Source organism: Puia sp. P3 (assembly GCF_050632245.1).
Lineage (GTDB): Bacteria > Bacteroidota > Bacteroidia > Chitinophagales > Chitinophagaceae > Puia.
The window spans coordinates 51582-65209 of the sequence record NZ_CP192583.1; the positions used below are offsets into that span (position 1 = coordinate 51582).

The window sequence follows — 13628 nt, forward strand, 5'->3', positions numbered from 1 at the left end:
GCCCGGTGTCAACAGGATATCAGGAAAATAAAGGTCCCGTCAGGCGGTTCCCTGCAGGCGGCCATAACAAAGGCCGACAAGCTCGCAATGACGCCTCATCCGCCCGCCGGAATAGAAATAGAACTCGCTCCAGGCACCTACTTCGTCGACAGCACCATCCAACTTGTGCAGGGCGGCAACTGGCACACCACGATACCACTGACTATCCGAACATCGGGGCAGGCGCACGCCGTCATTCACGGCGGCAGGTCTATTCCTCTGGAAAAAGTACAGCCCATCACGGACCGCAATTTCCTCGCGGGGCTTGAACCGCGGGTCCGCAGCCGGGTACGCATGCTCGACCTGAAGGGGCTCGGCATCACCGACCTGGGACATCTGCGGCCGATGGGCTTTTCAAGACCCTTCGGCGTCGCCTGGCTGGAACCGTTCTTCAACGGCATCCCCGGCACCGTCGCCCGCTGGCCGAACGACAGCATGATGCTTATCGGCAGGCTCATCGACTCGGGCTCGGTGCCGCGATGGGGCGACACTTCACACCGGGGCGGCGTCTTCACCTATGAAGGTACGGACAGGCCCTCACGCTGGCGCAACGCAGCCGACGCCTGGATCGCGGGTTACTTCATGTGGGGATATGCGGACGACGCGGTGCCCCTGAAGTCTATCGACACTACGGAGAGAAAGATCACCACGGCCATGTCGACGGTATACGGCTTTGGTACCGGCAAAGCCTATCGCGCCTTCTATGCATACAATATCCCTGAGGAGATCGACACGCCGGGTGAATACTATCTGGACCACGCGCGGCAGATACTCTACTTCCTTCCGCCGGCCCGGCTAAAAACGCTGGAACTGTCCATTCTCGAAACGCCCCTTATGGCGATGGAAGGCGTCTCGAATATAAGGGTGGAAGGCCTCGATTTCACCTGCAGCCGCGGAATGGGGCTGTACATGGAGAGGACAACGCATGTCCGCATCGACCACTGCGACTTTTACAATCTTGGGATGATGGCGGTCAGCATGGGCAAAGGCGTCACTCCCACGGACGATATGGTGCACCCGGGCAATGGCACACCAGCCTCCCGCATCGTCGGCAGCATCGTCCCCTACGTATACGAACATAGCACCTTCGACCGTCAGGGCGGTACGGACAACGGATTCCAGAATTGCCGCGTCTTCCGGACGGGAGCGGGTGGTATATTCTTTACCGGAGGCAACCGCCTGACGCTGGAACCCGGCAACAGCTATGTACGCAATTGCTATGTCAGCGACTACAACCGGATCGAAAAGTCCTACCGGCCCGGCATATGGGTATCGGGTGTGGGTAACCGGATCTCCAATTGCGAAGTTGCCAACGGACCCGCCATGGGTATCCTCCTCCACGGAAACGACCATATCGTGGAATACAACAACGTTCACGACATGGCGCTCGCCGTCGACGATATGGGCGCTTTCTATCATGGCCGCGACCCCTCCGAAAGAGGCAATATCGTCCGCTACAACTATTTCCACCATATCGGAGGCAAACACAAGACGGAGGCGGTGTACCACGACGACGGCGAATGCGGGACGACGGTGTACGGGAATGTATTCTACAAGGCGGGTACGGTGGCGGGATTCATCGGTGGAGGCCGGGACAACCACTACGCGAATAATATTTTTATTTCCACGAAATACGCCTCACACATCGACAACAGGCTTGCCAACTGGGCAAAGGCCATGCTGGACTCCAACGGCCTTTTCCGCAAAAGACTGAATGCCGTCGGATACAACAAACCCCCGTACTCGGTTCGTTATCCGCACCTGAAGGACTATTTCGAGGACGAACCGGCGGTGCCCAAACGGGATACGTTCACCAACAATATTCTGGTCAGGATCCGGCAGATCACGGAAGGAAAAAAGAATGGCTACCTTTTACGGACGAGAACCTCGTCGTAGACTACGACCCGGGCTTCGTCGACAGCGCAAAAGAGAACTTTCGGATAAAGGAAGATTCGGAAGTTTGGAAAAAACTACCGAATTTCAGGCAAATCCCTGGGAGAAGATAGGGTATGATGCAAAAAAATGACGATAACGAAAGGCTCCTGCTCCAACAGGTAGCCGAAGGCCATAGACCCTCGTTCACGGTCCTGTATGACAGGTACTGGAAAAGGATCTATGCCACGTCCCTGCACTATCTCAAATCCTCCGAATGGGCGCAGGACCTCGTCCAGGACATTTTTGAAGATATGGATCAGGCGGTCGATTCTGCCCGAAATAGACAATTTCGAATCATTTCTCTTCATCGTCGCCAGGAACGAGCTGGTGTCCGCCATCCGCAAACAGGTGGCGGCTGCCCCCTTGCAGGACACGGGTGAAATGACGGCAGCCGCCGAACTCCCCGACAACACCCTTCAGCTCAAACAGACGGAACAACTCATCGAAGACGCCATTGCACAGCTGCCCCCCAGCAAAAACTCGTCTTTCTGCTCACGCGCCGGGCCGGCCTCAGCCACGAGGCCATCGCCCGCCGGCTGGGGTTGAACACGCGCACCGTCAACAACCACGCCACCCGCGCGCTCCTCCATATCCGGCAATACCTCCGCAAACAGGGCTATTTCGGCGCCCGCTGAATGGCTTCCCGCGACGACCGCTAAACGACTTCCCGCGGCAAATCCGCCAACCCGGGCCTTGCCGCCATCCTCCCCAAAAAATATTTTACACGCCGCTGTGCGTTGGACCTCCCACCTGCGTCTTTAACTTAACAACAGACTCAAAAATGAATTCTGAGCTTAAAAACCTTATCGACAAACATTTGCGCAACAGCCTGACGCCGGAGGAGACCACCCGCCTGCAACAGATGCTGCAGAACAGGGAGTACCTCGACAGCATGGAGGAAATGGTCCCGGCCCAGCTGCAGGTCGAACGTCCGGAAGAGTCCGGTGACGCAGCCATGCGCTCCACCATACTGGCAGGCCTGGACGAAAAGATCGACCTGCTCGAAAGCAGCCGCAAGGCGGATACCATCCCGATGCGACAACGGCGGACCGCAAGATGGAAAATGCTGGCGGCGGCATCCGTCCTTCTCTTCGTGCTCGCCGGCGGATGGTTCCGCTACCACCATGCCACACCTGTCCCGACGCAGCTGGTCACCACCGGCCCTGCCGCCCCGGCGAAAAAGATCGTCCCCGGCTCGAACAAAGCAACCCTTACCCTGGCCGACGGTTCGGAGATCACGCTGGACGACAGCAACAAGGGCGATATCGCGGTACAGGGCGGTATCAAGGTCGTCAAGATGGACAACGGTGTCATTGCCTACAACGGTAAAAATGCCGGCAGCGCGAATATGTTCAATACCATCCGCACTCCCCGCGGAGGGCAGTACGAGTGGTTCTGCCCGACGGCACCCACGCCCGGCTCAACTCCGCCTCGTCCCTCCGGTATCCCGCGTCTTTCTCAGGACCCAGACGCGAAGTGACCCTCGACGGACAGGGCTATTTCGACGTGGCCCCCAATAAGGATCACCCCTTCGTTGTCCATACAAGCCGCACCGATATCGATGTACTGGGAACGAGTTTCGACGTCATGGCCTATGGCGACGAGCCGGAAACCAACACCACCCTGATAGCAGGGGCGGTCATCGTAAACCATGCCGGGAAAAAGCAGCGGCTGAGCCCCGGCGAACAGGCTCATCTCGACCTGGCCTCCGAATCCATGACAGTACGCAAACCCGATGTGGAAGAGGTCATCGCCTGGGTGAACGGCAAATTCCAGTTCGGACGCAGCGACATCAGGAGCATCATGCGCCAGATCTCCAGGTGGTATGACGTGGAGGTCGAATACAGAGGCGACCTCTCCGACCTGCGCCTGTCCGGCGTCCTGTCACGCAAAGACGACGTCTCGGTGCTGCTCGACGCCCTGCAGGAAACAGGCGACGTCCGGTTCAGGATGGAAAACAACAAGATCATCGTAACCCCTGTTACAACGAAATAAATATGTTCACCCAAAAACCATATGAAATGTCAGATTGAACAAAAGGGAAAGAGGAAAAAACCGGAAGTGATTGCGACTCACCCCCGGCGTAAGTCCTGGCCATTCCTGTAACGATGCTTGAATCTCTACATTCTTAACCAAAACTGTTCAAAAGTATGAATCTACAAGTTATCGGCAAAGCCGTGCCCAGGCTTTTGCCCTCAAAACTGCTGTTTATCATGAACCTTTGCGCCATATTGCTACTCACGACTGCTCTTCAGGTCAGCGCTTCGGCCTTCTCCCAGAATGTGACCATATCGGAAAAAAGATCAGGCTGGAAAAGGTCTTCCGCCTCATCAGCAAACAGACTGGTTACGAGTTCATTGTCAACGAGAAATTATTGGATAATACGGCGCCGGTAAGCCTCGATGTAAAAATGCATCCGTCGAAGAGGTCCTTACCCACTGCCTGAAAGACCAGCAGCTGGCTTTCATCATCCGCAACAGGATCATTGTCATCCGGAAGGCGGAAGACCCCGCAGCCATCGCCGCGGAGGAACCGCCCGTGCCCCTCGCCACCATCCATGGAAAGATCACCGACGCCAAAGGCACCCCCTCGTTGGCATCAGCATCACGGTCTCCGGCGGCAAGGGCGGTACGAGTACGGATAACAATGGTGAGTTCAACATCACAGCCAAAAAAGGCGACAGGCTCACGATCAGCGGGGTCGGATATTCCGCCCAGACCATCGTCGTCGGCGAGCAGTCGGCCATCACCATCGTCCTGTCGGAAGTCCCCAGCCAGTTGTCGGACATGGTGGTCGTGGGTTACGGCACCCAGAAAAGGAAAGACGTTACCGGCGCTGTCACCAGCGTGAAAATAGAGAACTCACCCAAATCCACGATACCCAATATCAATGCGCTGGAAGCCATCCAGGGCTCACCCGGCATCAACGTCGGCCCCAGCACCAGCGCGGGCGCCGACCCCAATATCGTCGTTCGTGGACAGAACTCCATCTCGGCGAGCACGGCACCCCTTATCGTCCTCGACGGCGTGATCTTCAACGGCAGTATCAATGAGATCAACATGAACGACATCGCCTCCTTCGACATCCTCAAGGACGCCAGCTCCGCCGCCATCTACGGCAGCCGCTCCGCAAACGGCGTGGTCATGATCACTACCAAACGCGGCAAATCCGAAACGCCGGTGATCAATTTCAACACCTACTACGGCAAACAATACTGGACACGCCGCCCCGATATGCGCAAAGGCGAGAATTATATCCAATGGAGAAAGGATACCAGAGCCACCACCGGCCAGCAGGACCTCAGTCTCCCCGCTATTCTGGCCCCGCTGGAACTAAAGGCCTACAACGAAGGCCACCAGATGGACTGGTACGACGAGGTCACCCAGGACGCCCCGCTGCAGAGCTACCAGCTCAGCATCTCGGGACGCAGCAAGAACACGAACTATTACGTCTCCGGCGGCTGGCTCAAACAGAACGGCGTACTGACCAACGACAACTACAAAAAACCAAACGTGACCGTCAAGCTGGAGAACAATGTCACCAGCTGGCTCTCGTTCGGCATCAACGGATACTTCTCCTCCAGGGATTATTCCGGCACCTCTCCCGATATGTATCTGGCGACCTATATGCCGCCCTACACCTACATGTACACGGACAGCACGAATAAGATACTCCAGCGCTATCCCACCGGTACGGCCGGTCTGAACAATCCCTACTGGGGCAATCCGAACCTGTCACAGCCGGGCTACTACGACGACGACCTCGAAAAATATTCGAGCCTCCGCGGTACGGGCTTCGTCAACGTGAAAGTCCCCCAGATACCCGGACTGAGCTACCGGCTCAACGTAACCGCCAGCAAGAACACGGCGGAACGCGCCTACTTCCACCACGAGTTCAGTGAAGTCAATACGCTGGTGGCATCGGAACTGGCCAACCCTTCGCAGTTCCTGAACAAGGCCAGCGGCTACAAGCAGACCTCGATCATCAACTCCTATGTACTGGACAATATCCTGAGCTATACCCATTCATTCGGCGACCACCATCTCGATCTGATGGCTGGTTACACGCGCGACCAGAGCATCACCGACCTGGTGCGGCTTACGGGAAGCGACTTCTCCGCCATCGGAACGACGTCGCTCAGCTACAACGGCCTGCCATCCGCCGTCACCAGGACGGGCATCACCAACAACTCCACCTATGCCAACGTGGGATATATCGGCCGGTTGAATTACAACTACCTCGGCCGTTATTACTTTACCGCCAATTTCCGAAGGGACGGCTCTTCCGTATTCAGCGACGGTCATAAATTCGGCAATTTCCCCGGCGCCTCGGTCGCCTGGGCCATCAGCGAAGAGGACTTTATGAAGAAGGTCAAATGGCTCAATTATCTCAAGGCCAGAGTCTCCTATGGCCGAACGGGTAATCAGGCCATCGCACCGTACTCCACCCAGTTCACGGTCAATTCGACCAACCTGTATACCGTATTCGGAAGCGTCTCTACTCCCTTCACGGTCCCCGGCCAGCTGGGCAATACCAACCTTTCCTGGGAACAGACGACATCGGCTAATTTTGGCGTGGACTTCGCCCTGCTGGACAACAGGCTCACGGGTTCCATCGACCTCTACAAGGGCTCGACGAAGAATCAGCTGCTGACCCAGTCCATTCCCATCATCTCGGGATTCTCGTCCGTAAAGAATAACCTCGGACAGGTAGACAATAAGGGTATCGAGATCTCACTGAATTCGGTCAACATCAGGACGCCTTCGGGATTCACCTGGCAGACGGGCGTCAGCTGGTGGCTCAACAGGAACAAAGTAGTGCACCTGACGGGCATCGATGGCGACCACAATGGTAAAGAGGATGACGACGTGGCGAACAGTCTGTTTATCGGCAAATCCCTCGGCGCCATCTACGACTATACTTTCGACGGCATCGTACAGGCCACGGATGTGGACTATATGGCGAGTACAGGGTTCAAGCCGGGCGACGTGAAGTTCAAAGATATCAGCGGACCGAATGGCAAGCCGGACGGCAAGATCACTACGCTCGACCGCTCGGTCATCGGCTATGCAAAGGAGAATTACAACATCAATGTCACCAACACCTTCACCTATAAGAACTTCTCCCTTTATTTTGCGGTCAATGCCATCGTCGGCGGAGGGAAGAACCACTATTTCATGTCCACAAATCTGCGCAGTCTCGACCCCGGTGCAGTACTGCCCACCAGCGCCAACTGGATCAACCAGGAATACTGGATGCCCGACAGACCCAGCAACAAGATCCCCCGCACCAACTATACGAACCCGTTGGGTTATGGGTTCTATCAATCCCGGACATTCGCAAGACTGCAGGACCTCGGATTTAGCTATAGCCTGGGCAAAGCCGGCCTGGAAAAACTGAAGATCAGCGACCTGAAATTCTTTGTCAGCGGTAAGAACCTGCTCACCTTCACCGGCTGGACCGGCCTCGACCCGGCCAATGGCGCGCAGATCGGCGGCAACGGCGGTTCCACCAACAGCGCCGTCAATCAGTCACCACCCCTGATGAAGTCCATTACCGCCGGCTTTAACCTGTCATTCTAACCCGAAAAATGAAAAAAATGAGATCATATAAAAATATACTGACCGTCGCGGCGCTTGCGGCGATGGCGCTAAGCTCCTGTCAGAAGGATAGCGACTTCCTGAAGGAAACGCAGAGGGACGCACTCAATACGAGCAACGCGCTCCTCAACAAGGCCCAGTTCGTAGAATTGATGGGATCCATGTATCAGGGCGTACAAAAAATGTACAATTCGGCGGACGGCGTGCAGGACGCATTCATCCTCGGCCTCGGTACGGACGTCTGCTTCGACCCCCGCGACGACGCCAACTCCTACAACAACTGGTCGCTGGTCAATACGGTAGAGCCCTATTCGGCCAACTGGTTCAATCTCCAGTACGGGACCTTTCTGAAAGTAGCCAATACAGTTATCACAGGCGCGAATAATCCGGCCGTCACATGGGCGAGCGACGCCGAAAAGAACGCGATCGTGGGTGAAGCCCGATTCTTCCGGGCGTTTGCCTACCGCAACCTGGCCAACGTCTATGGCGGCGTACCCATCGTGGATAAACCCACTACCACGCCCGTTTTCAATTATACCAGGTCCACGCGCGACCAGGTATGGAAATTCGCCAAGGACGACCTGGAATTCGCCCGCACATGGCTGCCGGCGACGACATCCAGCCCCGGCCGTGTGGTAAAGGCCGCCGCTGACCACCTACTGGCCGAGATCGATATCTCCCTGAAAGACTACGACGGCGCCATCGCAGCCGCAACGCGCGTCATCGACGGAACGGATGGTACCTACTCCCTGGTAAAAGCGCGCTTCGGCGCCCGCGCAACGGAAACGAACAAAGACTACTACTGGGACCTTTTCGTCATGGGCAACCAGAACACACAGGCCGGCAACAACGAAGGCATCTGGGTCGCCCAGTTCGAACCGGTGATCCCAGGTGGCACGGTCAACTTCAACCGTCCCCTGATCGAGCGGATGATGTGGTGTTCCTACTGGTCGATGGCCAAGTTCGGATATAAAGCGCTGGCGGTGGATTCCACGGGCCGCGGCGTAGCCTTCGTACGCGGCACCAACTATGTCAACTACGATATCTGGAACAACGATCCGGGCGACATCCGCAACAACGAGACGAATATCAAACGCAATTATTATTTCGGCCCGACCAGCCCCGCCGCGCCTTACCACCCGGGCGACCTCATCCCCAGATCATTCCTGACGCTGCGCGAAGACACAATGTCCTATATCTACCCCAACTGGCAGAAGTTCGGTACGGACAAACACATCAATGCACAGCCGGACAACGGCTATATCCGCGACTTCTACGTCATGCGCCTCCCGGAGACCTATCTCCTCCGAGCGGAGGCTCACCTGGGCAAAGGAGAGACGCAACTGGCGGCCTCCGACATCAACGTAGTGCGCGAGCGCGCCAGGCGCAGGACGTTGCCGCCGCCGACGTCACGCTGGACTATATCCTCGACGAGCGGGCCCGCGAACTGTTTGGCGAAGAGTTCCGCATGCTCACACTCGGCCGCCTCGGCCTGATCTACCAGCGTACAAAAGACCACGGATACAAAGCTTCGGCGGCATCGATACAGTCGTTCAACAACCTGCTTCCGATACCCCAGACCGTCATCGATCTGAATTCCCAGGCGCCGATGGACCAAAATCCAGGATACACAAAATAGTACCCATGCCTATCCATACCTTCAAAGTGAGGACAGCTTTGCTGTCCTTCACTTTTTCTTTTTAGCGTAACGACCCTGTCCGCGCAGACGAAACGGGCACCTTATTTTAGCGTGAGCGCCGCGGACAAAAAGAAGATCGACCATCTGCTCGCGACAATGACCGTCGAAGAGAAAGCGGCACAGCTGGCCTCCTTCTATCCCAACGGCAATACCCGGCTGAACATCCCGCATATGCAGGCAGGCGAATGCCTGCATGGCGTGGTCGCCGACGGCGCCACTTCCTTTCCCTCCGCCATCGCCCTGGGCAGCACCGGGACCCCGAACTGGCCGAACGGGAAGCCACCGTCATCGCAAAAGAAGCCCGGGCGCTGGGTATCCAGCACTGTTATACCCCATGCTGGGCGTAGTACGCGACGCGCGCTGGGGAAGATTTGAAGAGGCCTACGGAGAAGACCCCTGGCTGGTAAGCCGCATGGGCGTGGGCTTTATCAACGGACTGCAGGGCAGGGGAGCATATCGCTTCGACAGGGACCACGTGCTGGCGACAGCCAAACACTTCGTCGCCGACGGCGAACCCCTCGACGGGGCCAATGGCGCCGCGGTAGAGATCTCCCTCCGCGCCCTTCACGAGATACACCTCGCCCCCTTCCGCGCTGCCGTCGAAGAAGCACACGTGGGGGCCATCATGCCGGCGCACCATAGCCTAAACGGCGTACCCTGTCACGTCAACACCTACGCGCTGGATACGGTGCTCCGTGCCGCATATGGCTTTGACGGTCTCGTCGTATCCGACAACAACGATATCCGCTGGGTACAGGACAGATTCCACGTAGCAGGCAGCCGCGAGCAGCTGATGAGACTGTCGCTGGCGGCGGGCGTCCACACCGAGCTGGCATTCAAGGAGGCCTGGACGGAAAGAAGGATCTATGGAGCCGCCCTGGTGACGGCTGTAAAGAATGGCGCCGTACCCATCAAGTTGCTCGACAACGCCGTCCGCAAGGTCCTCGAAGTAAAATTTATGATGCACCTGCAGGACGACGAGACCACCTCCCCCAAAGATATCGTCCTTGAAAAAAGGAAAGACGGCCGACGAGTCCGACGTCTTCTTCAAGGATATCAGCGGCTCGTTCGCGCATCCCCGGAAGGACTATAAGACAGTACTCGACGAAAACAGCCACGACGACCTGGCGCTGGAAGTGGCGCGCAAGGCCATCATCCTTCTCAAAAATGAAGGCCCGGCACTCCCGCTGAAAAGGGACGGGTTGTCCATCGCACTGATCGGCCCCAACGCGGACACGACACGCCTGGGTACGTACTCGACCCAAAAGCCAAAATATTTCATCACCGTACGGAAAGGCCTGGAGACGCTGAAAGGCGCCGGGACCAGCATCGCTTATGCAAAAGGCTGTGATATACAATCAACTTCCACGGACAAAATAGCCGCAGCGGTCAACCTGGCAAAAAGGTCCGATGTGGCCGTGGTCGTCCTCGGCGACGACGAAAAGACGGTGATGGAGAACGTCGACAGGGATGATATTACCCTGCCCGGCGTGCAGCAGCAGTTGCTCGAACAGGTGACCGCGACAGGCAAGCCGGTGATACTGGTACTACTGCACGGACGGCCCGTGGCGATCCAGTGGGCAAAGGAGCATGTAAATGCCATTCTGGACGGATGGTTCCTGGGACAGGCTACGGGAACAGCCGTCGCGGAAGCCATTTTTGGCCTCGTCAACCCCGGCGGTAAGCTAACAGTCACCTACCCACGCAATGTTGGGCAGGTGCCGTCTTTCTACAATATGCTCCCCCGGCCGCCCAAGGACGCTGTGGAACGCCGCTTCCGGCCCCACGTATTGCTTCGGGTACGGGCTCAGCTATACGAGCTTCGGCTATTCCAATATCAGCCTGTCCAGCCCCTCGATGACGCGGAAGGACACGGTCTACGCCTCCGTCACGATCACCAACACGGGCAGGGTCAAGGGCGACGAGATCGTCCAGCTCTATATTCACGAGGACGTCTGCAGCCTGGTCAGGCCCGACAAAGAGCTGAAAGGCTTTTACAGAATAAGTCTGGAACCCGGCGCCTCGGAGACCGTACGCTTTCCCATCAGCGCCCGCAGCCTCGAATTCTGGAAAGACGGACACTGGACAACAGAATCCGGTATCTTTACGGTCATGGTAGGCCGGTCGTCGGAAAATCCTGGCTCCGTCCATCTGGAATTAAAATAAAAAAATGCTCCAGGTCCCGCCGCTGTCGAAGCAAAAGGCCTCCGGCGAACAATGGTCGCCGATGATGGACGGCCTTCCCCGTCACCGGCTCAGTCATTGCCCACTGGCCTGCCTTCCCGGCCAGGCCTGCCACGCATTTCGCCATCGCCCACACCGGCAGCGCGATCCTGCTGAAGTTCTTCGTCGACGAGGACGATCCAGGATCACCGGCACAAAACCCAATGATCCCGTGTATAAGGACAGCTGTGTCGAGTTCTTTATCTCGTTTGACAATGGGGGTTCCTATTATAATATGGAATGGAATGCCGCCGGCGTCTGTCTGATGATGCACGGACCTTCGCGGGAGGACAGGACGCCATTGCTGCCGGCGCAGATCAGGACCATCGGCTTTGCCGCCGCAGGGACCGGCACGCCGGCTGTCGGGGGACTGGCTGGTCGCTCGCGCTGTATATTCCCACCTCACTATTTATTCACGACAAGCTCCCGACCCTCTCGGGCATACACGCGACGGCCAATTTTTATAAGTGCGGGGATGAATGCCCCGAGCCGCACTACCTCGCCTGGAACAATATCGGGACACCGGCCCCCGACTTTCATCAGCCCCGATATTTCGGAGAGCTAGTTTTTCTTTAACACGATCATATAGCCTTTCGCCGCCGGCAATTCCAACGGCTTGCCCAGATCGACAACCCGCTGCTCCTGGAAATCTCTGAGATAGGGGATAGTTGCGGTGACGGCGCCGGGGGTTAACCCCAGCCTGCGCCAGTCGATATCGAGGCGGCAGGTCTGCACCGTATCCGTCCAGTTGGCAACGGCGATGATCGCCTCGTCCGAGCCCTGGAAAATAGAGGCCACGGCATTCGGATTGTCCGTCTTCACCGCTATATCCTTATCCCAGAAGCCGGTCATACGCTTGTTCCGGAAGTCGTGCTCGTCCCAAAACTTCCAGATATACTCGGGCGTGATACTGCGATACCAGCCAAAGCGGTCGGTGATACCAAACACCATCCCTCTCCATGCATTGCCGCCCTTGTTCAGCATCTGTGAAGTCAGCCCGAACGGAATGCCGCTGACCTCTACGAGCCAGTAATCGGCGGGCTTGTCATAGTCCCTGGCCTCCCCGACCCACAATTGATCCATATAGGGAAGCAGGTCCATATACAGGTAGAGCGAGTTGGCCCATTTGCCGAACTGGTTATAGTGATTCCAGGTGTGAAGATCGATGCGCGCCCACGGCCGCTGGCGGTCAAGGATCTTCCGCGCACGCCGCAGCGTCTCCCTGTCCAGCGCCAGGTCGTCGAGATAAAGACCGTCGATCTTCAGGTGTTTACACATCCAGTCCAGTCCGCCGAGATAAAAATTGTTCATTCGGCTGTCGGGCCTCGTCAGTATTGCCAGATCCTGCTTCCCTTTAAAACGCCCGTGCTGAAAGGTCGCCACCCAGCCCGGAATAAAATCCGTTTTGAAATTGGCGCCGAACCACGGATGTACGCCATTGGGGTTTACGAGGGTGCGGGCAGACATCCCCGGGCCAGGATAGATGATCTCGTTGTCGAGGCTTCGCAATGCCCATATCTCCGGCGTCTTCACCGACAGCTCGCGGGTGGTATAGTAGATCTTCATCTTCAGTCCCGCCTCGTGCGCCTTGTCGATAAAAGCCTTCAGGCTATCCACATTCTCCGGCGAGAAGGGATAGTCGATATAGGGGTAGATGTCTTTTTTATGATGCACGACAACCACGTTGGCGCCGTGCTCTTTTGCTATGGCTATGAAATTCGTGCTGGTATCGATGTCGGAATGAAAATACCGGTCGCCGTACTGGATGCTCCTGTCGATGAGCCTGAATGGCGTCACCAGCAGCTCGAAAATAAAATGATAGCTGCTGTCTTTTCTCAACATGCGGCCGCCCGAGAAGGCCCTGATCACCGCGCCGGCGCCCTCTGTATTCACCGTCACGCCTCCTTTCCCGCTGTTGCCCCATGATTCCGGCTCGTTCAACGGCCCGAAAGGATAGTAGATGTTCACCAGCTGGCTGTGGAAATTGGCGCCCTTCAGCCTGACCCGCAAACCGCCGTTGATACCACCCACCCAGACCCCGTCCTGGTTCTTGTTTACGACATCCCATTTCCACGACCAGCTTGTCTTCGGTCCGGAGCCCGCCTTCATGATCCAGACCCATGATATATTCC

General features: G+C 57.0%; 11 protein-coding genes and 3 pseudogenes. 12 read left to right on the forward strand and 2 right to left on the reverse strand.

The window, feature by feature from the left end:
* Positions 1–87 precede the first annotated feature (87 nt).
* The 4 genes from ACQ86N_RS00315 (at position 88) to ACQ86N_RS00330 (ending at position 3969) form a co-directional block, all read left to right on the forward strand.
* Positions 88–1935 carry a right-handed parallel beta-helix repeat-containing protein gene (locus tag ACQ86N_RS00315; protein WP_431213427.1) on the forward strand — a complete coding sequence of 616 codons (1848 nt, stop codon included), beginning with the start codon at positions 88–90 and terminating at the stop codon, positions 1933–1935.
* Between the two features lie 116 nt (positions 1936–2051).
* The gene (locus ACQ86N_RS00320; RefSeq protein ID WP_431217917.1) at positions 2052–2354 is read left to right on the forward strand and encodes an RNA polymerase sigma factor; all 303 of its coding nucleotides are present in this window, start codon (positions 2052–2054) and stop codon (positions 2352–2354) included.
* A gap of 401 nt (positions 2355–2755) precedes the next feature.
* The gene (locus ACQ86N_RS00325; RefSeq protein WP_431213428.1) at positions 2756–3454 is read left to right on the forward strand and encodes a hypothetical protein; all 699 of its coding nucleotides are present in this window, start codon (positions 2756–2758) and stop codon (positions 3452–3454) included.
* The gene (locus tag ACQ86N_RS00330) at positions 3364–3969 is read left to right on the forward strand and encodes a FecR family protein (RefSeq protein ID WP_431213429.1); all 606 of its coding nucleotides are present in this window, start codon (positions 3364–3366) and stop codon (positions 3967–3969) included. Before ACQ86N_RS00325 ends, ACQ86N_RS00330 begins: the two co-directional genes overlap by 91 nt.
* A gap of 351 nt (positions 3970–4320) precedes the next feature.
* Here ACQ86N_RS00330 and ACQ86N_RS00335 read toward each other — a convergent pair whose 3' ends face one another.
* Positions 4321–4533, reverse strand: coding sequence for a hypothetical protein (locus ACQ86N_RS00335; RefSeq protein ID WP_431213430.1), 213 nt, complete (start codon positions 4531–4533; stop codon positions 4321–4323).
* A 44-nt stretch (positions 4534–4577) separates the two neighbouring features.
* Here ACQ86N_RS00335 and ACQ86N_RS00340 point away from each other — a divergent pair, with 44 nt between their 5' ends.
* The 8 genes and pseudogenes from ACQ86N_RS00340 (at position 4578) to ACQ86N_RS00375 (ending at position 12072) form a co-directional block, all read left to right on the forward strand.
* A complete protein-coding gene (locus tag ACQ86N_RS00340; protein ID WP_431217918.1) occupies positions 4578–7556 on the forward strand; it encodes a SusC/RagA family TonB-linked outer membrane protein in 2979 nt (992 codons plus the stop codon).
* Between the two features lie 200 nt (positions 7557–7756).
* Positions 7757–9213: pseudogene (locus ACQ86N_RS00345) on the forward strand (RagB/SusD family nutrient uptake outer membrane protein).
* Positions 9214–9324: 111 nt separating this feature from the next.
* A complete protein-coding gene (locus ACQ86N_RS00350) occupies positions 9325–9648 on the forward strand; it encodes a hypothetical protein (RefSeq protein ID WP_431213431.1) in 324 nt (107 codons plus the stop codon).
* Positions 9608–10366: a glycoside hydrolase family 3 protein gene (locus ACQ86N_RS00355; protein WP_431213432.1), complete on the forward strand. Its 759-nt coding sequence runs from the start codon at positions 9608–9610 to the stop codon at positions 10364–10366. Before ACQ86N_RS00350 ends, ACQ86N_RS00355 begins: the two co-directional genes overlap by 41 nt.
* A 43-nt stretch (positions 10367–10409) precedes the next feature.
* Positions 10410–11000, forward strand: a pseudogene (locus tag ACQ86N_RS00360) (glycoside hydrolase family 3 protein); the annotation flags it as partial.
* Between the two features lie 130 nt (positions 11001–11130).
* Positions 11131–11439 carry a fibronectin type III-like domain-contianing protein gene (locus tag ACQ86N_RS00365; protein ID WP_431217919.1) on the forward strand — a complete coding sequence of 103 codons (309 nt, stop codon included), beginning with the start codon at positions 11131–11133 and terminating at the stop codon, positions 11437–11439.
* Between the two features lie 64 nt (positions 11440–11503).
* Positions 11504–11788 (forward strand): annotated as a pseudogene (locus ACQ86N_RS00370) (carbohydrate-binding family 9-like protein); the annotation flags it as partial.
* Entirely contained in the window at positions 11737–12072 is a 336-nt protein-coding gene (locus ACQ86N_RS00375) for a carbohydrate-binding family 9-like protein (protein WP_431217920.1), read from the forward strand. The pseudogene ACQ86N_RS00370 and the gene ACQ86N_RS00375, both read left to right, overlap by 52 nt.
* Here the strand turns inward: ACQ86N_RS00375 and ACQ86N_RS00380 are convergent.
* Complete coding sequence (locus tag ACQ86N_RS00380) at positions 12058–13605, reverse strand: glycoside hydrolase domain-containing protein (RefSeq protein WP_431213433.1); 1548 nt, start codon at positions 13603–13605, stop codon at positions 12058–12060. The two genes, ACQ86N_RS00375 and ACQ86N_RS00380, sit on opposite strands and share 15 nt — an antisense overlap.
* Between the last annotated feature and the right edge of the window lie 23 nt (positions 13606–13628).

What these genes read in the sequence shown, in the direction of transcription:
- ACQ86N_RS00315 (WP_431213427.1), top strand. Translation starts at nt 88, where the DNA reads ATGACGCCTCATCCGCCCGCCGGAATAGAAATAGAACTCGCTCCAGGC.
- ACQ86N_RS00320 (WP_431217917.1), top strand. Translation starts at nt 2,052, where the DNA reads ATGCAAAAAAATGACGATAACGAAAGGCTCCTGCTCCAACAGGTAGCC.
- ACQ86N_RS00325 (WP_431213428.1), top strand. Translation starts at nt 2,756, where the DNA reads ATGAATTCTGAGCTTAAAAACCTTATCGACAAACATTTGCGCAACAGC.
- ACQ86N_RS00335 (WP_431213430.1), bottom strand. Translation starts at nt 4,533, where the DNA reads ATGGATGGTGGCGAGGGGCACGGGCGGTTCCTCCGCGGCGATGGCTGC.
- ACQ86N_RS00355 (WP_431213432.1), top strand. Translation starts at nt 9,608, where the DNA reads ATGCTGGGCGTAGTACGCGACGCGCGCTGGGGAAGATTTGAAGAGGCC.
- ACQ86N_RS00365 (WP_431217919.1), top strand. Translation starts at nt 11,131, where the DNA reads ATGACGCGGAAGGACACGGTCTACGCCTCCGTCACGATCACCAACACG.
- ACQ86N_RS00375 (WP_431217920.1), top strand. Translation starts at nt 11,737, where the DNA reads ATGGAATGCCGCCGGCGTCTGTCTGATGATGCACGGACCTTCGCGGGA.
- ACQ86N_RS00380 (WP_431213433.1), bottom strand. Translation starts at nt 13,605, where the DNA reads ATGAAGGCGGGCTCCGGACCGAAGACAAGCTGGTCGTGGAAATGGGAT.